The following is a 20,788-nucleotide window of genomic DNA, read 5'->3' on the forward strand; positions in this document are numbered from 1 at the left end:
AATCCCGACAAGTGTGCAGATATTTAGCAGCAGCTTAGTGCGTTATTTCATCAGTGAACCGATATTTAATAATTGCTCCTCGATGGGGGGTAAAAAACGAATTACCGTTTGATCCCTTCAATCGACGCGGCCTGGCTCAACTGCTCGTCGGTGATAATTGCGCCTCTAAGGTTTGCCTTAGTGAAATCTGATTCAGTCAGATCAGCTCCAGTAAAATCTGCGTTTTGTAAATTTGCATTCTCAAAATCTACTTTGTATAGACTCGCATTTCCAAATTTTGAATCACTTAAATCCGAATATTTAAAAATTACCTCGGACAAAACTGAGTTAGAAAAATCCGCCTTCTGCATTTCAGTTTCTGATAAATCAGATCTAGATATGACAGAGTATCGAAAATCAGCTTCAGATAAGGTGGCTCGCCAAAAACAGGAATCTACAACTTCTGCTTGATAAAGGCTTACCCCTTCCATTTTTGCGTGATGAAAATAGCTCTGATCAATATTCGCATATGAAATTTTTGTACCTGAAAGGGCAGCTTTTTCAAAATTTGATTGGTCCATCGTTACGCATGATAGATCACAGTTTTTCAGAACAGCCTCTACTGGATACGCATAAGTAAGATTAGCCCCAACCATAGTTGTCAACCACATATTTGCTTTGTAAAAATCAGCCTCCATAAGATTCGCGTGTGAAAAGTTGACTCCCATTAAACTTGCATTGGAAAATGTTGAGGATGATAAATCTGCCCCAATAAAATTTGATCCCATAAGTGAAGCAGTATCAAGCCACGTAAATGAAAAATTTGAAAAATTGAAATTCGAACCGCTAATATTTGCATGATCAAAATCGGCTCCCGATAAATCTATATAATTCAAGTTTTTTGATACCCAATTTGAATTGCTCAGGTCTACACGTTGAAGGTTGATATAAGGTTGATTGGATTTAGTCGGAGTAATAAGCCTTGTTTCATATAGAAATTCAATTATTATATTTTTTCTTGGTCCATCAAGTTGCCTAATGGTTGTAAAAGTTCTTGCTTGTGCTAGTGATCTTAGCTCTGTCGAATCATTATTAATATTTTGGCCGAGATCAAGATCTAATAATATCTCGCCCATCTTATCCAGATAACTTTGCAACAATGCTTCGCGATGGTTCTCTAAATTGATTTCTCTTTCAATTTGCGCATTCTTTTCAGCATTTTCATATCCCTGTTGTGTCAATGAGTAGTTTATAAACAATGCCCCAGCTGCCAGAACAATGGGGATGATCAATAACTCCAGCCAGTCCCAGAGAGTTTTTCCTCGGTGGAATTTCCCTTCATAGTCAGTAAACTCTCCAAACCCAGTCCAGACTGGCCAAAAAGTTTTTAATTCTGGTTTGCTTTGTTCAATCTGCTCACCTTCGGATGGGCGCGAATCAATCTCTTCCATCTCATTCCCCCAAAAATTCACATTTGACATATTAACCTGTCAATTTTGACAGATTGTATTGTAGACTATGTGGGCTAATATCATTCAGACGCGCTTCTTACGCGCACACCTGCGTTTATTACCCCATCATCATCCGCAAAAAAGAACACAATAATTATAGCAACACTACAATTGATATACAAAGCGATGATCAATTCATTGGCTCAGACCAGGCTGAGCCACACCCCATTTAATCGAAATGATCTCCAGTTTTCTGCTAGAATCATTCCAATCTCAATCACCGTTCTTCAACACACAGGGAAAAGCGTATGACGGTTTCTTCCAAGCCGGTTTCTACACCCCTATCCTTCGCGCGAAAGGTGGCACAAATGTTTCTTTATGTTTTAAGCGCGCTGCTGGTTTGCCTGATTCTGCTGGCAGGGTATTTTTTCGCGATCAGCCCGGGAAAGCCGCGGCCGGTTGTGGATGAGCAGGGACGTCCGCTGGCGGGCAGCCTGTCTGAGAAGGTGTACATCGAGATCAACGGCGTGCAGCAGGGCATGTTCATTCAGAGCCGGGATGTGAACAACCCGGTGCTGCTGTATTTGCACGGTGGAATGCCGGATTATTTCCTGTCGGAAATATACCCGACTGGGATGGAAGAAGTCTTCACGGTGGTGTGGTGGGAGCAGCGCGGGGCGGGAATGTCTTACAGCGCGGAGACGCCGCCTGAGACGCTGACGCTGGAGCAAATGATCGCGGACACGCTGGCGGTGACCCACTACCTGCGCGAGCGCTTTGGGCAGGAGAAGATTTACCTGATGGGCCACTCTGGAGGCACCTTCATTGGCATTCAGGCAGCGGCGCGCGCGCCGGAGCTGTATCATGCCTATATTGGCGTGGCGCAAATGGCAAATCAGCGCCAGTCCGAAGTGGAGGCGTATAAGTACATGCTGGCGCAGTTCAAGGCAAACGGCAACAGCGAGATGGTGAAAAAGCTGGAGGCCGCGCCGGTGACGCTGGAAGGCGGGATCCCGGAAGCGTATCTGCGGGTGCGCGACCAGGCGATGCACAGCCTGGGGGTCGGCACAATGCGCGAGATGGATTCGGTGGTGACGGGGATATTTTTCCCGTCGCTGATGAGCCGGGCGTACACAGTGCCGGAAAAGCTGCGGTTCTGGCAGGCCAAGGCAAACGCGGGGGTGAGCATCTTGTGGGAGGATTCGATCAGCACCGATTTGTCGGAGAAGGTGCCGGCGCTGGACCTGCCGGTATATTTTCTGGAAGGCGTTTATGATTACACCTGCACTTACGCGCAGGCGAAAGCCTATTTCGACCGGCTGGACGCGCCTGTGAAGGGCTTTTACACGTTTGAAAACTCAGCGCACAGCCCGATGTTTGAGGAGCCGGAAAAGATGCTGGAGATTCTGCGCGAGGATGTGCTGACGGGAGGGAACCGGCTGGCGGATGAAGAGTGAGGAAGCGGGGAAAGGACTTCTCGCAAAAGGGGGATGGTTTAAAGAAAAAATGTCACCTACGACCGCACGGCAGAAATCTGTCGGGTATCCGTGCGGCTTTCGGTGACGGTTGTGTCGGGGCGAGAGGATTTGAACCTCCGACCTCACGGACCCGAACCGTGCGCTCTATCCGGGCTGAGCCACGCCCCGTACGGCGCTTATTATAAACCCAGGGTTGGGCTTTTAGCAAGGTTTGCGGAGTAAAGAAAAAGGCTGGCAGCCAATACAGGATGCCAGCCTTTTTGTATCAGGTTTGATCCGTTACTTTGATTTGGCCATGCGGTTGGTAACGCCGTTGAGGACGAAGGCCATGCCGAGGAAGACGAGGCCCAGGTTGAGGAAGAGTTGATGGGCCAGGCTGCCAGCGGAGAAGTCGCCGCCGGTGACAGGAATGAGCGCTCCGGGGTCGCCGCCAGCGGCGGGCGGGGCGAGAGTGGGCAGGGGATCTTCCTGGATGGTGGTGATGCTGGGCGGGTCGCCGGGGTCAGGGGTAACGGCCGGGCCAGCGGGCTGCGTGGCAGTGGGGGTGGGGTTGGACTCGCTGGGCTGAGTGGGGGTGGGGTTCGAACCCGAGGGCTGGGTAGCCGTGGGGGTAGGGGTTACTTCTTCATCGATGCAGAAGTCGCTGCCGTTGGTGGCATCCACGCTCATGGGGGTTTCATTGGGCAGCAGCCAGCTAACGCGGACGTTGTTGGTGCCGACAGGCCCCTTGAAGAACATCAGGCTTTCGCCTGCCGGAACGCTGCCGCTGCCATTTTGTGACGGATCATCGAGCGACTGCCAGTCGAAAGCGACGGCGTAGGCGTTGGGGTTGAATACGGAGAACTGAACGCCATCACCAGCGCAGAAGTACGATGTTTCCAGGTCTTGCGGGTCTGGCAGTGGGGTGGGGGTGGGCGCCGGCTCGGTAGGCGTAACCGTGGGTGTGGCCAGAGTGGCGGTGGGGGTGGGCGTGGGAACAGTGGGTGTGGCGGTGGGCAAATTGCAGACCCACGGATACCAGTAAACATCCAGGCCGGCAGTGTCCAGTTCGGTATCAATGCCGTTTTCAGGGTACGACAGGCGCGCGCCGAAGTGAATCTCCACCACGGAATCACCGGGGTCTACGCCGGGCCAAAGGCCCTGAACAGTGATTTCATCACCGTCGGAGACATTGTTGTATACCCAGTAGGTGGTGGGGGAAAACTTATTGGGGGGGTTGACGATATAGTAGCTGGTCTGCAAGCGGGCGGTTACGCCTTCGGGCAGGCTGACGCGCACGGTGGCAGTGATGGTGGTTGGGGTGAGCTGGCAGATGGAATAGTCGCCGGTGGTGAATTCAATGCTGCCGGTTATATCGGGTTGAACCGGGAGAGTGGGCGTGGGTTGTAAAGTTGCCGTAGGCTGCAACGTAGCAGTGGGTTGTGGCAGAGGAGTGGGCTCATCGGCCTGCAGCGGAGGGCAGGGGTTGTTGGCGTCCACAATCCAGTCGCCGTGCGCGAGGTGAGCGTCGAGCACCGAAGGGTTGGCCACTTCTATCTCTTCAAACGGGTTGGTTGGTGAGGAGGTGAGGTGGCAGACGATGGTTTTTCTCTCATCATTCTGGATGGAACTGTTGTCCGTTTCTTCTGAGAAAACCTCTTCGGTTGGTTCTGGCGATTCTTCAATCACCGGCTCGGCGGTTGGCGATTCCTCAGGTTCAGGTGATTCGGAAGTCTCCTGAGGTTCCTGCGTGGGCATTTCTTCTGGTTCCTGGATCTCTGCCGGGGGCTGTTCTTCTTCCAGCGTTTCAATGACTGGAATTGGATTTTCCGGCTGGTCTGAGTCTGCCAGGGCGGTGGTATTGACCATTGATAAGATGAGTCCGGTCATTAAAAAAATGACGCTAACCGCGTAGCTATAACGGGTTAGCCTTCGATACAATAGGACCTTTTGAGTTTTCATTTTTTCCTCCGAAAATCAGCCTTCTCGCCTTGGTACGAGTTCTCCCAGATGGTCTGGGAACAGACTTCCTTTCGGTCGGTTTCGCTACTCGGCTCCCTGCGCATCCCGCGCTACGGACGGTTCCGTGCGCCAAGCGACCAGATTGAAGATGCTCAGATCAGTGCCTCCCTAAGGATGGTGTGATGTATATGAGATAAATAGGATAATTTTTATCAACATAATAAAATTCTAGCAGTAATAAATTGGTTTGTCAAGCATTAATTTATGATATTAGGTTGGACTTCAGGCGAAAATAGAAGGGCTGGAGCGTACGGGATTTTGCAGGCTGCCAATGCCTTCGATGGAGATGTCGACCCTATCGCCGGGCTGCAAGGGACCAACCCCGGCAGGCGTGCCGGTAAGGAGCAGATCGCCGGGTTCGAGGGTCATGATAGAGGATACAAAGGCGATGAGTTGGGATATGGTGAAGATCATCTCGCGGGTCGAGGACATCTGACGCAGTTCTTCATTGACGCGGCAGGTGATGAGGGCGTCGGCAGGGTCGAAATCGGTCTCAATCCAGGGGCCGAGGGGACAGAAGGTGTCGAAGCCCTTGGCGCGCGTCCACTGGCCGTCTTTGCGCTGCAGGTCGCGGGCGGTAACGTCGTTGGCGATGGTGTAGCCAAAGACAAACGACAAGGCCGTTTCAGAGGAAACCCAGCGGCAGGTGCGGCCGATGACAACGGCCAATTCGGCTTCGTGGTCTACCTGGTGGGATTGGGGAGGGAGGTAGATAGACGCCTGGTGTGCGATGATGGAAGAAGGCGGCTTCAGAAAGAGCAGGGGAATTTCGGGAATCTCAGCGTCTTGCTCGCGGGCGTGGTCTGCGTAGTTGCGGCCCACGCAGACAATTTTCTGCGGAATGACGGGAGGCAAAAGGCGCACTTGTTCGAGGGCAATGGTGGCTTCCTGACGGCGGTAGCCTTCAAAGGGCGAGCCGTCCAGCGGGCCGACCTGGCCTTCATGAAGCCAGCCGTATTGGGGTGGGTTGTTCTCGAACTGGTAGCGAAGAAAACGCATGCCTGACCTCCCGGTTTTTAATCTTGCTTAAGTCTATCACAGGCTGAAGTTGATTGATGAAAATACCCAACCGAGTTGTTTTTTTACCAGAGTGGTTATGGTAAAATCATCGCATGGTGAATCGCAAACCGGCGGCACTGGTTATGATTGTGGTTTTGGTGGCGTTGTTTCTGATGAGTATGGCTTGCGGACCGGTGAATGATCTGGTTCAAAAGCGCATCCGCGAGACGCAAGCCGCCTGGACAGCCGTGCCGACTGCGGAGCCATGCGTTTGTGAGGAGGAAGAGGGTGAGGGGGACATGCAACCAACCTACACTCCTTATCCAACCTATACGCCTTATGCGGTTGATGCGCCCCCGGCGTTCTACCCGTAGCCATCGTCAGAGATAGACACAACCCAAGGTTGATGTCTGCCAGCATTTAAAACCATCACGCCCGCGTACGTCAGAAGGGGATAACCTCTCGGTATGAGTAGGAAATTAAGTACGCAATGGCCACACAAAGCATTCCTTTCTCAACGGTCAGTAAAGATGAATATGCTCACCAGTTATATTCACACGCGCTGGATCACCAATTCACAGAGCCTTCCAGCGCCTTGTTGGCGTTAATGAACCTGATTGAGCAGTTTCCTGAAACGTGGACGGTTCAATACCTGGTGATTGACGCGGCGCTGGAAATTGCGCTTAAATTCGGCTTCTATACCGAGGCGCTGGAGATCTGCCGGCGCGCGCAGGAGATCGACCGGCGCTGCGCGGAGATTTATCGGTTGGAAGCCGAGGCGATCCAACTGGAATTGGAGAACCGGATTGTGGAAGCCACCAAAAAGCGCCTGGAAAAGGATGTGGCGCGCGGGAAATGTTTTGGCACGCTGCAAAAATACGCGGAGACGATGATCCAGTTGGGTGATTTTGATGCGGCGGGCCGCCTGTTGGATGAGGCGGCGCAGATCGCCCAATCAGAAGGCTTGATGTTATTCGATATTATGCGCTCACGGGCGGTTTTGCTGCGGCGGCAAGGACGGACTGTGGAGGCGGTAGAGCATTTGATTGACGCGTTTGCTAATGCCGCGGATTGGAAGGTGGCAGCGGCGCCGTTCTCGTTGGTGCGCGAATTGGACGTGACGCTGAGAGAAATCCATCTCGCTGATGGCGATCTGGCACAATGGCTGGCTCAAGCGGGCATGGAAGGCGCCGTTGATGATGCGAAACAGGCTTTCCGCGCCGCGTTGTGGGAGAAGAGCTGCCAGTAAAATGGGCGCCGGCAATTCGGCAGATAAAATGGCGGTTTTATGTTATAATCGCCACTGCCCGATGGGCGGGTAGCTCAGTTGGTTAGAGCACATCCCTTACAAGGATGGGGTCGCAGGTTCGAGTCCTGTCCCGCCCACAAGAAATAAAAAAACCGGCCGCGAGGCCGGTTTGCTGATTCAAGGGGGGGATTAGAACCAGTCGCGTTTGTAGAAGACGGCGACAACAATCAGCGAAATGATCACCGTCGCGCCCAAAATGATCAAATAGCCAACCGCATTGTTTTCCAGCGGCAGGGGAACATTCATGCCAAAGAAACTGGTTGCGATGGTCGGCAGGCTGAGCACAATGGTTACCGAGGCCAGGAATTTCATGACCATGTTCATGTTATTGGAAATGATGGAGGCGAAGGCGTCCATCATGGAGCTTAAGATGGTGTTGTAGATGTTGGTCATTTCAATGGCCTGCTGGTTTTCGGTGATAACGTCTTCGAGCAGATCTTCGTCTTCGGCGTACATGCGGAACAACTGGCTGCGCTGCAGGCGCTCGAGCATTAACTCGTTGGATTTGAGGGCCGTGGTAAAGTAGACCATGCTTTTCTGGTATTTCAAAATTTCCATCAACTGGTTGTTATTCATGGAAAGCTGGAGCTGGTCTTCAAGGATATCGGTGGCGCGGTTAATCTCGCGCAGGTCAGAGAGGTATTTTGAGGCCGTGTGGAGGAGCAGTTTAAGCACAAATTGATTGTGCTTGGCGGTGGAGAAAGCGCGCACCTGCCCCCCCAGGAATTTCTGGAGTACGTCGTTCTTCCAACGGCAAATGGTTACAATCAAATCTTCGTTGATGATAATGCCGAGCGGAATGGTAATGTAAGGAATATCGGCGCGCATGCCCTGAAAATACGGCACTCTCAACACGATCAAGACGGTGCCGTCATCTTCGCGCTCGGTACGCGAGCGTTCGTCAACGTCCAGAGGGTAGGTGATAAAGTCTTGGGGAATGCCCAATTTGGAAAGCGATTCGATTTCATCGGTGGTCGGGTCGACAACATTAATCCAGCATCCGCTGGAAGGTTCGGTTTGCGGTTCGAGGCCGCTGGGTGTGCTTTTAAGGATGGAGATCATGACCGGGCACTCCTTTCCAGGTGAGAGAATACGCTACCATTTTACCGCAAACCGGTCTAAATGTTCTATTAATGGTGCTTTGCGGAAATAAGTGAACCTGATATAATAAGAGTGCTTGAGGGGATGACAGGCTTCGACGGGGGAGGCTGGTCCCGGATTGCGAGCCGAGAGGTGCCGACCTCGAAAAATCAGCACAAAACATTAAGTGCCAATCGCACTTCCTACGCTGCTATGCCCCTCGCCGCCTAATTGGCTGGCTAAGGCAAGCGCATAGTCTCTACGGAGGCTACGTCCGCCTGTTTCCGTTCTCTGGTCGGGGCAGTCCGGGCGAGACAATACCAGGGTGCCGAGCGGTGTGCCGTGAGCCGCACGAAAGACAAAGCGGATAACCCAAGGCGGGTTTGTTGGCTCAGCCTGCGGCGGGTGAAACTTAAAAACCAACTACGCTCGTAGATATTCGAGGGTCGAATCTTTCGGACGCGGGTTCGATTCCCGCCATCTCCACTCACCCCCCAGCTAAGAAAATGGCAGCTTTGCCATTTTCGCGTTTAACCACAACATCCCCTGCGCAAATACAGGGGATGTTGTAATTTGTTTTCTCAATGCCGCCAGACTGAATAGTTTATTTGAACAGCGCGCTCGTTTGGCAGGCTTCAATTGGGTATTGGCCAATGGCGGTTTCGTCGGAAAGCACCACACCGCGGAAGCCTTTCTTGACCGTATCATGCAGGAAGCAGACTTCGGAGCGGGTGGGGGTGGGGTGAAGGGTCATGTGCTCGAGGATCTGGCCGGCCATGTAGACCGGGACGGCATACTCGCGCAGATGTAGCGAGAATTCATGCACGGCCTCGGCCATCGCGCGCATGCCCAGCTCGGCGCCCAGGTCTCCGCGGCAAAGCCAGAGCTCGTCGGCTGACTCGGAGATTTGAGCGGCTTCACTGACAGCCGGCTGGCGCTCCAGTTTGGCAATGAGGTGAGACGAAGCGCCCATCAAGGCACGATACTGGGCCATTTCGGCCGCGTCTTTGATATACGAGATGGCATAGCGAATGAAGCCCAGCCGGTGTGTCTGGTCAATGATGGCCTGGTCTTTGGCGTTGAGGGCTTCGATGCGGTAATCGGACGCAGAAAAGGTGATGCCCTTGTTGGATGCGATGGTTCCACCGAGAAGTACCGTGGCAGTAACCGCTTCGGGAGTGATGCTTTCTAACTGAAGGCGGGTTTTGGCGTCGTTCAACACGATTTCGCCGCTGGAAAGGGATGCCGCTGAGAAGAAATCGGCGTGTGGAACCGGAAGCACGTTTTTGGCCTGGGAGGCGGTGGCAAAAACCAACTGTACTTTTTGGCCGGGTTCAAGGTCAAAAGTGGGGAACTGCCCCAACCGCCATTTGCTGCCCTGCAGGTCCAGAACTAATGGGGGGTGCGGGTCTAGTGCGCGGGTGAAGGATTGAATCTGGTCCAGCCAGGTGTTAAGCTGGGCGATGGAGAGGTGTGAGGTGTTGAGCCGGAAGGCGTCGACACCGGCTGCCAGCATAGCGCTCCATATCTGCGGAGTGCTGCTGCTTGGGCCGAGGGTGGCGATGATTTTGTATTCCATACATTATGTCCAATCTGCGTTCGGTTTGAAAGATTATATCAATAATGGGGGGACAGGTTAAGAGATATCTGATAAGATTGAAAAAAACAGGCAAGGAAGATGATCGCTGTCCATTTAGACCATGTTAAAGTTAATTACCATGATACACCCATCTTCAGCGATTTGTCGTGGGATATCCATGACGACCGCTGTGTGGGGTTAATCGGCTATAACGGCAGTGGAAAAACCAGTCTGCTGCGGTTGATCGCCGGAGAACTGCCGGCAGAGGCCGGTTTTGTGGTGCGAAAAGAGGGATTAAAAATCGGGTATCTTGCCCAGCACCCGCAGTTTAATGCCGATCACAGTCTGCTGGATGAAATGATGGCCTGCCACACCGAGCTGCACGCGGTAGAAAAAGACCTGGAAGAAGTGGAAGCCCGCCTGGGTTTGCCTGAAGTATATGAGAATGCCGCGCGTCTGGCCAGCTTGCTGGACCGACAAGAAAAGTTGTTTGAACAATATCAGGCGCTTGGCGGGCCAGGGTTTGAAGGCCGCGCGCGCTCGATCCTGTTAAAGCTGGGTTTTGCGGAGGCCGATCTTTCGCTGCCGGTGCGCGTTTTGAGCGGCGGGCAAAAGAAGCTGCTGGGGCTGGCGATGCTGCTGGTGCGCGGACCGGACCTGCTGCTGCTGGACGAGCCGGATAATCACCTTGACTTGCGCGGCAAAAAAATGCTGGAGCAGACCATCAGCCAGTTCAGCGGGGGTGTGATTCTGGTATCTCACGACCGTTATTTATTGGACCTGGTGGCTGATGAGATCGCCGAAATTGAGGGCGGCAGGCTGACTGTTTTCTCTGGCAATTATTCAGAATTTATGTTTGAGAAGCAGCATTTGCGCGTCCGGCAGCAGCAGCTCTTTGGCGCTCAGCAGAAAGAGATTTCCCGCCTGGAGCAGGCAGCCAAACGCCTGTTGTTATGGGGAAAGGTATACGATAATCCCAAGTTCATCAAGCGCGGCGCGAATATTCTAAAGCGCATCGACCGGATGGATAAGATCGAAAAACCAGCGGCGGAACGTGAGCGCATGGCGCTGCGGTTCGCGGGCTGGCGCGGCAGCCAAAAGGTGTTAGAATTGCGCGAATTGAAGAAAGTCTTCCGCGAGGATGGGGGCGCCGGTAAACCGTTGTTTGAAAACGCCAGCATGGTGATTCAACGTGGCCAGCGGGTGGGCATGGTTGGACCCAACGGCTGCGGGAAGTCGGTGTTGCTGAAAATGATCTTGGGAGATCTACCCGCCAGCGGGGGGGATATTGAGATCGGGCCAAGTGTGACCATCGGATATTACGCGCAAGAACACGAAACCCTGGCGCCTGAACGGACTTTGTTTGACACCGTGCGCTACGCGGGCAACTTTTCGGAGCGGGAGGCGGCCGCGTTTCTGGATAAATTTTTATTCTCCTACCGCCAGGGGCAAATGTTGATTAAAAATCTTTCGGGTGGTGAGCGCAGTCGGCTGCAGCTGGCGCTGGTGATGCTAAAGCGCCCCAATTTTCTGGTGTTGGACGAACCCACCAATCACCTGGATATCCAATCGGCGGAGGTGCTGGCCGAGGCGCTGGAGGATTTTGAAGGTACGGTGCTGGTGGTTTCACATGACCGCTATTTTTTAGATCAGGTGGCAACGCATATCGCATTAATGTCGCCAAGTGGAATTGAGAAGGAGACGGGCAATTTCACCGAGGTGAGCGACCGCGTCGATTTGTATTTCTAAAAACGTGAAGATGCGTCTGCCAGCCGAGATTTGGGCAGTTCAGACGGTATTCAGATAGTTTTCGATTGGTTAAAGGTGGTATACAATAGGGGTAGTGGAAAATTTTTCAACAAACCTTTGGTGATAAAGGGGTGCAAGATGCTGATTAAGATGGGCGAGCTGTTAAAACGTTGTTTGACGCTCGAAGATGTCTTTTCGGTGTTTGCTCAATATGGGGGTGAGTTTTTTCCACAATCGGTTGGCGGATTATATATTTTTCACCCTGAAACCGGCTTAAGTGATTTGGTCGCCCAGTGGGGAAAAGGCCTTACAAAGCAAATGGTCTTTACATTCGAAGACTGCTCTGCCATTCGCCAGAACTCGCCCTGCATTGAGGTTGTCCAGCCGGAAGAAGTACGCTGCGAACATGTGCGAATGGCAATGGAGGAAGGTGGGTTTAATCCGTACATATGCGCACCGTTGAATTATCAAGGCGAAGTGCTGGGTCTATTGCACCTGCGGTTTGAATCGGCGGATGCGCTGAAAGAGCATGTGAACCTGGCTGTGGTGCTGGCGGATTTACTCTCATTGGTGATGATCAATATGAGGCTGCGTGAGCAGTTGGAACTGCAAACCGTCATCGACCCGTTGACCGGGCTGTTCAACCGCCGATATTTGTTAGAAACAATCAACCGCAATATCTTCCATCCAGAGCGAAGGGAATACCCGGTCTCGGTGTTAAAAATTGACATTGATGGTTTCCGAACGATCAATGACCAATACGGCTTCGCGGCGGGGGATGCTATTTTACGTTCGGTGGGAGAATTTCTAAAGGGACACGTGAGAGGAAGCGATATCGCCTGCCGGTACGGGGGTGAAGAGTTTGTTATTATCCTTCCTGGCCTGCCACAGGAAGCCGCCTTAAAACGGGTGGAGTGGCTGCGAACTGAGGTTAAGAAGCTGCGGGTCAGGTATCAGGGCAATCAGCTTCCGGCGCTGACTTTTAGCATTGGGGTGGCCTTGTTTCCCCAAAATGGCAGCAATATGACCGATGTCTTAAAATCGGCCAATACCGCGATGTTGAACGCGAAGCTGCAGGGATACGATCAATACGCTTTGGCGGATTAGAGACCACCGGGAGAAGGGAACACGACGTGTGGCGGCGTAGCCGCCATTTTTTTTATTCCACCCACTGCACCTGACCGGTTTTTTGGGTGTCGTAACCGCCCAGGGCGTCTATGCTCTGGCGCACAGCAGGTAGCTGCAGCCATTGAACAAGGGCTTGAATTACAGGTTGTTCAAACTGGTCTTCGGGGATGATCAGGTCATATTTTTCCAGGGTAAGAAAGGTGAAGCCGAGGCAAAAGGCAAGGGCGGTTGCTTCAAGGCCAATGCCCACATTTGCGCGGCCTTCTACAATCTGTTGGGCCACTTCAGAGTGGGTGGAGACTTCATTCTCATAGCCGGGTATGTCGGCAGGGGCGATGTGATTTTCTTGCAGCATACGGTCGAACCAGACCCGCGTGCCCGACCCGTCTTGCCGGTTGACGTAGCGAACAAGGGGGTTAGCCAGGTCTCGAAACGAATGCAAGTTAAGGGGGTTGTCTTTTTCCACAATCAGCCCCAGGCGGCGAAGCGCCAGAGTGACCAAAGCGGTTCTTTTGCCGGGAAGGATTTTTTGGACGTAGGGAATGTTGTAGGTGCTGGAAAGCGAGTCCCACAGGTGGGCTCCGGCGACATTGGCTTTCCCCTCTGCCAATGCGATGAGCCCTCCCAGGCTGCCGGTGTAGGAAACCTGCACCTGGAATTGGGGGTGTTCAACAGGAAAGTGAGATGACACCCAATTCAATGCCATATCGTGGCTGCCCGAAAAAACGATGGCGGCAGATTTCAGGCCAGCCTTATCATGCGCGGCTGTTTTCCAGCGATCAAGCGCAATTTGAAAGGCCTGTTCGATTTCACTGGTTGAGTAGGCGTTGGTGATGGCTTCGAGAATGAATTTCTCGGCCTGGTGCACCAGTTTGGCTTTTTGCAACGAAGGGTTTATTTTGCGGACAGGCTCGGCGAGAATATGGGTTCCCTGGCCGGGCCGGCTGGAAATCAGGTTCTGACGGCTCAGCTCGCGGTAGGCGCGCTGAACGGTGCCAGGTGTGCACTGCCATTGTTCTGTCATCTGGCGCACTGAAGGGAGCCGCTCGCCCGGTTTCAGCTGGCCATCGATGATGCTCCGGCGAATCTGCTCCGCGATTTGCTGGTAAAGGGGAGTCTCACCTGTGTTCATTGCTGGTAGTATATGCGCGAACCGATTTTCCGGCAAGCTGATCCTGGTTACCCTGCCGCAGACCTGGCGGGTGGGGCAACTCTGGCGTTTTAATGATGTGGGAGCCGGGATCAGCGAGTTCGGCGTGGTGAAGAAAGCCTCCCATGTGATGGTGGCCGAAGACTGATTGAGTCTCGGTTAACGCATTGACTATTCGTGATATCATTCCCCTGATTTTCGCGGGTAGAAAGAGGACAAAAATGCAAACACAGTCAGGCGCGCCCGGCTTTCGGACAGAAGAAACACTGCTCAACGCGCCACACGACCGCAGCGTGGCGCTTCTGCTGCGCCATTCAGCGCGCTATCCGATATTCGATGATTTTGACCCTTACCAGGCGCAGTTAACCCCCGCCGGGGTGCGCATGGCCGAGGACCTGGGGCGCTGGATGGGCAGGCAAGGGATGCGGTTGGGTGGATTCTATTCCAGCCCAGTGGGGAGGTGTATTGATACCGCGATGGGAATCGCGCGCGGGGCCGGGTATTGGGCCAATGTTCGCCCCGAGGAAAAACTCAGCTTCCCATACCTGCAGCCCACCCGCAGAAACATTATCCACTTTCGCGCCAGCGACCCGCTGCCCGAGCGGGTGGTGGAAGCGATGCGCTTTATGCTGCGGCGCAACGGCGGCCTATCCACTTTTCAGGTGTTTGTGAGCCACGATTCGTACCTGGCTTGCATTCTGGCGCACGTCTTTCTGGAGCCGATTGAAGATCACTGGCCGGAGTTTTTGGAAGGGATGGCGATGTGGCGGGAAGGTGATGAGGTGATTCTCTCCTGGCGTGGGCGCACCAAGCGCATATCTGGAATTTGAAGTTGGTGGTTGAATACTATAAAGAAAGCAGCGGAAGACCAGATGATCTTCCGCTGCTTCGTGTAGACATTGCGGTTATAGCTTGGGGAGCAAAATGGTTTGCTGGTTCTGATATTTACCTTTTTTGTCGGCGTAAGAGATTTCACATTCCTCGTCCGCTTCAAAGAACAAGACCTGTGCAATACCCTCATTGGCGTAGATTTTCGCCGGCAGCGGGGTGGTATTGGAGATTTCGAGGGTAACGAAGCCTTCCCATTGGGGTTCGAAGGGGGTTACATTGACGATGATGCCGCAGCGCGCGTAGGTGCTTTTTCCCAAACAGACGGTGAGAACACTGCGCGGGATGCGGAAGTATTCCACGGTTTTGGCAAGCGCGAAGGAGTTGGGGGGAATGATGCACACGTCGCCGACAAAATCGATCATCGAGCGCGGGTCAAAATTTTTGGGGTCAACGGTGGCCGAAAACACATTGGTGAAGATCTTGAATTCATTGGCGACACGCACATCGTAACCGTAGGAAGATACACCGTACGAGACCACTCCATTGCGAACCTGATGGTCAACGAAAGGTTCAATCATGCCATGTTCAAGCGACATTTTTCGAATCCAATGGTCGGGTTTCAGTCCCATATTTTTCTCCTGCAATCTGTTTAATATCCCACGGCAAATGGCGCGGGTTAATTCACGGGCGGTTCCAAAGACTTAAGTCAAACACCGTATCGAGCAGTTCTGCGCGTTCTTCGGCTGTCATCGGGCGCGAGCGGGCATAGTCCACAAACCGGGTGGTAAGCAGCTCGGTGCTGATGTATTTTCCGTCATAAAACACGTGGCGGTCAATGAAAGCCTGTTGGGTAGGGATGCCTTCTTTCAGTTGGTCGAAGAACAGGTTTCCTAAACCGTAATGCAAAAACGCGCCGTTGAAAAACTCGAATGCGTGCGGTTGGTGCGCCTGACTGCCGCTGACAATCACCGCGCCAGCCTCAGCTACACGTTGAAAGTCGGGCTGCAGGTAGGGGTTGATCTTGTAATCGTAATATTCCAGGTGTTGAAAGGTAACGATGGGCAGGTAGCCTTGCTGGCGCAGCTCCTGAATTTGGGCTGTTAAGAAATCGAAATCGCAGAAAACCGCGCCAGGCTGGGTTTCGCTGGCGGTGGCATAGCCGCGGGCCTTGGCGTTGCAACCGAGGAAGGCAATGTGGTTGCCGTTGTGTTCGATGAGCAGCGGTTTGCGCCCGTCGGCCAGGTTTTCGCCGCCCCCATAGTATCCCCAGCCGCGCTGACGGTAGAGATCCAGGGTAAAGTAATCGGCTTCCGGTCCCCAATCCTGAAAGTGATCACCACTCAATTCTACAACATCCGTTCCGATGTCTTCAAGCAGTTGAATGTATTTCTCTTTGCTGCAAAAAACCAGGTTGTCTTCGCGGGGAAAAGGCGGCGGGCAATTTTCGGCAAAGGGAATTTCGTTGTTGATGTGAAGAATATCGGCTTCGCGCAAGTCCGCGCCAATGTCGGTGGCGGGGTACGCCATTCCTTTTAATTCCATCATCTGCGCGGTGGCGCGCACCAGGGCGGTGACACCGGTGAGAATCACAGTGGTCAGTTTGGAGGGGTCGCGGTTGGTGGCCGGCAGTGAGATAAGATCGGAAGGCTGGACGCTGGCCGTTCCTTGATTGATCAGGCTGATGGAAATGGTGAGGGCGTATTGGTTAGGGTCGAACGATTTTCTGAGCGGGGATTGGCCGTCAAGCGAGATAATCTTCCAGGTGTGGTCAATGGCTTCAAATGGCAGCAGAGTCCATGAGCCGGGTGTGTTCCAACATTGGTCAGAAATAGTCTCTGTCGAGACCACATCCACAGTCTGCCGAGACGGCGCGCCCCACTGGGCTTCAAAAACGGCGGCTGTGCTGGCATCGACCACGAGACGCTCCAACGGCAACTGGTCATCCACCTGCCCCAGCCAGACCTGCAAAAGCGCGGCGGTGGAAAGATCATCCGGAATGGTGGGAAAGGGAGCGGCCAGGGCGTAAACCCACTGGCTGGCCGGCATGGAATCACCAGTCGTGAGGAGAAAATCGGCAGCGCCGGCATCGGTGGTCGTTACCATGCTCGCGTCGACGGCAACTTGCGCGCGGAAATCTCCCGGCAGGCTGGGGTCGATCCAGAGCGCAAGTGGGCGCGGGGTGGCCGTTGGTTGCGGGAGAGCGGTGGGCGGTACGGGCTGGGTTGGCTGGACGGTTGTGGGACCAGCAGTGGCAGACGGAGCGGAGCTTTGCGGCGCACAGGCAGAAACAGCCAGGGTGACTGCCAGGCACGCGAGGACGATGATGTGTAATTTATTCGGCATAGGGCGGCTTGAGTCTATTGACTGCGTTCCTTGATGATGGTGGGAATAGTTGAATGAATTTCGATCTGGGCTGTCTCGATTTCTTGCAGGCGTTGGAGCATACCAGCGGCTTGCTCTTCGCTTTCCAAACCGATCAAATTGATACGTACGTTGTGACCGGCACCAATGATGGCGGCTTGGGCGAGGGCGGCAGCAGAGGCGGCATCGCTGACCGCGTTGAGGTTGCCTTTTCGGGCGACTGCCTGGGCCAGTTTGAGTACCTTCAGGCTGTTTTCGGCCACATCCAGCGGTACGCTGGCGGCCTGGTACGTGGCGACGGAGATGGCCTGCAATCGTATTGCTTCCTGTTCGGGGGTGTCTTTAGGCAGGCGGCGCGCGTGAATGAAGGCTTCAAACGCGGCTGAATCCTGGGCTACGCATTCCTGCAGGTGTGCCTGCAGCGCGCTGGCAGTCTCGATGGTTTGCAGCATTTCAGCTTCCACTTCGGCGTATTTCTTTTTGCCCAGAGTAACGCGCGCCACCATGCACACCAGCGCGGCTGCCATCGCGCCAGCATAGGCCGAGGCAGACCCGCCGCCAGGTGTGGGGGATGCGCTGGCCAGTTCGTCAATAAACGACGGTTCAGGCGCAGCGACGGAGGCAGATTCGATTGCCAGGTCGGCCAGACGGTTTTCAAGAATCTGATTTTTCTCAAACTGGTCCAATTGCAGGTACCACACGGCCGCGTCTTCGAGCGCTTCTTGCGGGATGAGGCCGACCAGTTCGCTGTGGTGGATGGCAACTCCGTAGCGCTGGGCCTCGCGGCGGATCATCTCAACCACCTGGGCAAGGGGAGTTTTGCGGAAATGGGTCAGGTTCATTGAGACCTGCGCGCGGCCATCAACCAGCACGCCCATCGCTTTGACAAAACGCAGTCCTCCGGTTGAAAAGCGAATGGTGCGGGCAATCTTTTGCGCAATCTCAACATCATCGCTGGTGAGATAGACATTGAACGCGATCAGGGGGTTGCGCGCGCCAATCACCGTCGCGCCGGCGGGGCCTAGTTCAGCGGGGCCATAATCGGGCTTGCGGTTGGGGTTGGTGAGAATTTCTTCTTTGAGTCCTTCGTACTGGCCTTTGCGAATGTTTTCCAGGTTTTTGCGGTCGGGGTTTTGGGCGGCCTCTTCATAGAGGTAAACGGGGATGTTGAGCTGGCTGGCAACGCGTTTGGCCAGGCGATGCGCCATTTCGATGCATTCTTCCATTGTGACGCCGCTGATGGGCACAAAAGGCACCACATCGGCAGCACCGATACGCGGATGCTCGCCAGTATGCTGGTTCAGGTCAATCAGCCGCGCGGCGGTTTCAATGGATTGGTACGCTGCTGCTTCAACCGCTTCTTTTGGCCCAACAAAGGTAATCACGGTGCGGTTGTGGTCCAAATCGGAATGTTGGTCCAATATTTGCACACCCTGAATAGAGGAGACTGAAGCGGCAATGGCTTGAACGATTTCGGGGCGTCGAGCCTCGGAGAAATTGGGAATACACTCAACAATTTGTCTGGCCATTTGACAATCCCTTGAAAAATTTATTGGTTTCTATTTGTTCGCAGGTTATTATAAACCACAAAGAGCCGTATGACCCCGGGTGTCCATATTCACATGCTTTTTATGAGGATTAATCCGGATTAAGAACTTGAATGTGTATAATTATATTGGTTAACTATGTGAATCAGGTGAGCGATGTGCGGGCGATTTACCATCACAATTGAAGCAGCCGCGCTGCAGCTTGAGTTGGGTTTGGCTGAAACCCCGCTCGAGTGGAAGCCGCGTTTTAATGTGGCACCTACCCAGCCGGTTGCGGTGGTGCGCGACCCGAATCTACAGCGATTGGAGTATATGCGCTGGGGACTGGTACCCTCATGGGCGAAAGATGTGGAAATTGGAAACCGGCTGATCAATGCGCGCAGCGAGACGATTGAAGAAAAACCTTCCTTCCGCACTTCCTTTTCTCGAAGACGGTGTTTAATTCCTGCAGACGGGTTCTACGAGTGGCAGCGGGGTAAAGAAAGGAAAACGCCCGCGCAGCCGTATTACTTCTTTCTGAAAGATCATGCTTTATTTGCCTTCGCGGGCATCTGGGATTTGTGGCAGTCTCCGGATGGCAGCGAGCTGACATCTTGTTCGATTATCACCTGCGCGGCCAATGACCTGGTGAGTCGCTATCATGAGAGGATGCCCGTAATTCTCGCCCCAGGGGCATATCAGGAATGGCTGGGTGAATCGAATGTGGGGTTGCTGAAACAGATGCTTACCCCATACCCCGCGGAGCGAATGGATGCCTACGCGGTATCCACGCAGGTGAATTCCGCATGGGAAGACACACCGCAATTGATTCTGCCCCTTGAGCAAAAACCACCTGCGGCAACTCTTTTTGATTGAAGGCTGGTTGTTACCTTGAGCTTCAGCAGCGTGAAAACAACGTTGGTGATGGAGGATAAGAATGGTTGAACGCATTTTGGCTGTTGACGATAATCCTGTCAATTTAAAGGTAGTTTCTGCAACGTTGAAGCAGGCCGGATTTGAGGTGGCTACGGCTGGCAATGGCAGTGAAGCATTGGAGCAGGTTAAAATTGTCAAACCAGCCTTGATTATTTTAGATATTAATATGCCAGACATGGACGGGTATGAAGTCTGCCGCCGCCTGCGGGCTATGCCGGCTACAGCCAATACGCCGATTGTGATGCTGACCGCCCACGATTCGCTGGAAGAGAAAATAAAGGGGTTTGAAGCTGGAGCAGATGAATACATTACCAAGCCTTTCCAGCCCGCTGAACTGCAAGCGCGGGTTAAAGTGCTTCTGCGGCGGGTGGCTGTGGCGCGGCCAGAAAAAGTGCAAAAGACATCCAAAGTAATCGCCGTTTTTTCGCTGCGCGGCGGGGTTGGCGTTTCCACTTTTGCCACCAACCTGGCCGTCGGGCTTTCTCAATTGTGGAAGGAGCCGGTCGCGCTGGTGGATATGGTGCTGACAATGGGGCAGAGCGCGCTGATGTTGAATCTGCCGCTGCGCAATACCTGGGGAGACCTGGCAAAAATTCCCAGCGAGGAATTGGAAAGCGATCTGCTGCAAAGCGTTTTATTGAACCATGATTCGGGCGTTTCTGTGCTGGCCGCGCCGCGCACCTATGTGGAAGGCGAGACGGTGACGCCTGCCATCGCGACCAGGGTTCTGGAATTGCTGCGCGGCAATTTCCCTTACGTTGTGCTTGACCTGCCCCACGATTTTCGCGAAACGACCCTGGCGGGGCTGGACGCGGCGGATGAGATTATTGTGCTTATTGCCCCCGAGCTGGCGTCTGTGCGGGCCGTGGTGGGCGCGCTGGAAGTGTTTGACGAGCTGGGGTATGGGCGGGAAAAGATTAGGATTGTGATGAATTGGACCTTTGAGCGCAAAGGGTTGGCGCGCAAAGACATTGAGAATGTGATGAAGCACCCGATTCAATATGTGGTGCCATTTGTGCCGGATGGATTTGTTTCCGCGATTAATTTAGGAATTCCGCCTGTATTGGGCGAGCCGGAAACGCCGGTAGGGGCGTTGTTTGAGGATTTTGCCTTTGCCTTAAGCAAACCAGAGGATAAAGAGTCACCTTCTGCGAGCCCAAGCCCGGCTTATCAGCGTGTATTGGAGCGCAGCAAATCCCGCCAGCATTCAAAACGTTAAACAGGGCCAAAT

Annotated in this window: 18 protein-coding genes, 2 tRNA genes and 1 other RNA gene; 11 read left to right on the forward strand and 10 right to left on the reverse strand. The window is 53.6% G+C overall.

What is annotated here, in order from left to right:
• Window positions 1-101: 101 nt before the first annotated feature.
• The gene (locus tag ADN00_RS19320; RefSeq protein ID WP_075064638.1) at window positions 102-1,430 is read right to left on the reverse strand and encodes a pentapeptide repeat-containing protein; all 1,329 of its coding nucleotides are present in this window, start codon (window positions 1,428-1,430) and stop codon (window positions 102-104) included.
• 368 nt (window positions 1,431-1,798) lie between these two features.
• Here ADN00_RS19320 and ADN00_RS19325 point away from each other — a divergent pair, with 368 nt between their 5' ends.
• On the forward strand, window positions 1,799-2,887 hold the full coding sequence (locus ADN00_RS19325; RefSeq protein ID WP_152966430.1) for an alpha/beta fold hydrolase: 1,089 nt from the start codon (window positions 1,799-1,801) through the stop codon (window positions 2,885-2,887).
• Window positions 2,888-3,001: 114 nt separating this feature from the next.
• Here the strand turns inward: ADN00_RS19325 and ADN00_RS19330 are convergent.
• From ADN00_RS19330 to ADN00_RS19340, 3 genes are all read right to left on the reverse strand, one after another.
• Window positions 3,002-3,076: transfer RNA gene (locus tag ADN00_RS19330), tRNA-Pro, on the reverse strand.
• A gap of 111 nt (window positions 3,077-3,187) precedes the next feature.
• Window positions 3,188-4,849 carry a hypothetical protein gene (locus tag ADN00_RS20205; protein WP_152966431.1) on the reverse strand — a complete coding sequence of 554 codons (1,662 nt, stop codon included), beginning with the start codon at window positions 4,847-4,849 and terminating at the stop codon, window positions 3,188-3,190.
• Window positions 4,850-5,131: 282 nt separating this feature from the next.
• Window positions 5,132-5,908 (reverse strand): fumarylacetoacetate hydrolase family protein, encoded by a 777-nt coding sequence (locus ADN00_RS19340; RefSeq protein ID WP_075064640.1) that lies wholly within the window; start codon window positions 5,906-5,908, stop codon window positions 5,132-5,134.
• A gap of 113 nt (window positions 5,909-6,021) precedes the next feature.
• On the opposite strand from ADN00_RS19340, the gene ADN00_RS19345 reads away from it, so the two are divergent.
• The 3 genes from ADN00_RS19345 (at window position 6,022) to ADN00_RS19355 (ending at window position 7,294) form a co-directional block, all read left to right on the forward strand.
• Window positions 6,022-6,282 (forward strand): hypothetical protein, encoded by a 261-nt coding sequence (locus ADN00_RS19345; protein ID WP_075064641.1) that lies wholly within the window; start codon window positions 6,022-6,024, stop codon window positions 6,280-6,282.
• 116 nt (window positions 6,283-6,398) lie between these two features.
• Window positions 6,399-7,157 carry a tetratricopeptide repeat protein gene (locus ADN00_RS19350; protein WP_075064642.1) on the forward strand — a complete coding sequence of 253 codons (759 nt, stop codon included), beginning with the start codon at window positions 6,399-6,401 and terminating at the stop codon, window positions 7,155-7,157.
• 63 nt (window positions 7,158-7,220) lie between these two features.
• Window positions 7,221-7,294: transfer RNA gene (locus ADN00_RS19355), tRNA-Val, on the forward strand.
• Between the two features lie 52 nt (window positions 7,295-7,346).
• On the opposite strand, the gene ADN00_RS19360 is transcribed toward ADN00_RS19355, so the two are convergent.
• Window positions 7,347-8,279 carry a magnesium transporter CorA family protein gene (locus ADN00_RS19360; protein WP_075064643.1) on the reverse strand — a complete coding sequence of 311 codons (933 nt, stop codon included), beginning with the start codon at window positions 8,277-8,279 and terminating at the stop codon, window positions 7,347-7,349.
• A gap of 119 nt (window positions 8,280-8,398) precedes the next feature.
• Between ADN00_RS19360 and ssrA the strand changes: the two genes are divergently transcribed.
• Window positions 8,399-8,786: a transfer-messenger RNA gene (ssrA, locus tag ADN00_RS19365) on the forward strand.
• Window positions 8,787-8,901: 115 nt separating this feature from the next.
• Here ssrA and ADN00_RS19370 read toward each other — a convergent pair.
• On the reverse strand, window positions 8,902-9,876 hold the full coding sequence (locus tag ADN00_RS19370) for a pyruvate kinase (protein ID WP_075064644.1): 975 nt from the start codon (window positions 9,874-9,876) through the stop codon (window positions 8,902-8,904).
• Between the two features lie 99 nt (window positions 9,877-9,975).
• Here ADN00_RS19370 and ADN00_RS19375 point away from each other — a divergent pair, with 99 nt between their 5' ends.
• Both ADN00_RS19375 and ADN00_RS19380 read left to right on the forward strand, forming a co-directional pair.
• Window positions 9,976-11,625, forward strand: a complete 1,650-nt coding sequence (locus ADN00_RS19375; protein ID WP_075064645.1) for an ABC-F family ATP-binding cassette domain-containing protein — start codon at window positions 9,976-9,978, stop codon at window positions 11,623-11,625.
• 30 nt (window positions 11,626-11,655) lie between these two features.
• A complete protein-coding gene (locus ADN00_RS19380) occupies window positions 11,656-12,732 on the forward strand; it encodes a sensor domain-containing diguanylate cyclase (protein WP_152966432.1) in 1,077 nt (358 codons plus the stop codon).
• Between the two features lie 52 nt (window positions 12,733-12,784).
• Here ADN00_RS19380 and ADN00_RS19385 read toward each other — a convergent pair whose 3' ends face one another.
• Window positions 12,785-13,885: a substrate-binding domain-containing protein gene (locus ADN00_RS19385; RefSeq protein WP_075064647.1), complete on the reverse strand. Its 1,101-nt coding sequence runs from the start codon at window positions 13,883-13,885 to the stop codon at window positions 12,785-12,787.
• Between ADN00_RS19385 and ADN00_RS20085 the strand changes: the two genes are divergently transcribed.
• Both ADN00_RS20085 and ADN00_RS19390 read left to right on the forward strand, forming a co-directional pair.
• On the forward strand, window positions 13,878-14,051 hold the full coding sequence (locus ADN00_RS20085; RefSeq protein ID WP_160317576.1) for a hypothetical protein: 174 nt from the start codon (window positions 13,878-13,880) through the stop codon (window positions 14,049-14,051). The genes ADN00_RS19385 and ADN00_RS20085 overlap by 8 nt on opposite strands.
• 73 nt (window positions 14,052-14,124) lie before the next feature.
• On the forward strand, window positions 14,125-14,733 hold the full coding sequence (locus tag ADN00_RS19390; RefSeq protein ID WP_075064648.1) for a histidine phosphatase family protein: 609 nt from the start codon (window positions 14,125-14,127) through the stop codon (window positions 14,731-14,733).
• Between the two features lie 75 nt (window positions 14,734-14,808).
• Here ADN00_RS19390 and dcd read toward each other — a convergent pair whose 3' ends face one another.
• From dcd to ftcD, 3 genes are read right to left on the reverse strand one after another with little or no spacing between them, the layout of a single operon-like run.
• A complete protein-coding gene (gene dcd / locus ADN00_RS19395; protein ID WP_075064649.1) occupies window positions 14,809-15,363 on the reverse strand; it encodes a dCTP deaminase in 555 nt (184 codons plus the stop codon).
• A 52-nt stretch (window positions 15,364-15,415) separates the two neighbouring features.
• Entirely contained in the window at window positions 15,416-17,077 is a 1,662-nt protein-coding gene (locus tag ADN00_RS19400; RefSeq protein WP_075064650.1) for a CapA family protein, read from the reverse strand.
• A 14-nt stretch (window positions 17,078-17,091) separates the two neighbouring features.
• On the reverse strand, window positions 17,092-18,624 hold the full coding sequence (gene ftcD, locus ADN00_RS19405; protein ID WP_075064651.1) for a glutamate formimidoyltransferase: 1,533 nt from the start codon (window positions 18,622-18,624) through the stop codon (window positions 17,092-17,094).
• 174 nt (window positions 18,625-18,798) lie between these two features.
• Here ftcD and ADN00_RS19410 point away from each other — a divergent pair, with 174 nt between their 5' ends.
• Together ADN00_RS19410 and ADN00_RS19415 are read left to right on the forward strand one after the other, a co-directional pair.
• Window positions 18,799-19,497, forward strand: coding sequence for an SOS response-associated peptidase (locus ADN00_RS19410; RefSeq protein WP_075064652.1), 699 nt, complete (start codon window positions 18,799-18,801; stop codon window positions 19,495-19,497).
• A 61-nt stretch (window positions 19,498-19,558) separates the two neighbouring features.
• Window positions 19,559-20,776 carry a response regulator gene (locus ADN00_RS19415; protein ID WP_075064653.1) on the forward strand — a complete coding sequence of 406 codons (1,218 nt, stop codon included), beginning with the start codon at window positions 19,559-19,561 and terminating at the stop codon, window positions 20,774-20,776.
• The last annotated feature ends 12 nt before the right edge of the window (window positions 20,777-20,788 follow it).

The organism is Ornatilinea apprima, assembly GCF_001306115.1.
GTDB lineage: Bacteria > Chloroflexota > Anaerolineae > Anaerolineales > Anaerolineaceae > Ornatilinea > Ornatilinea apprima.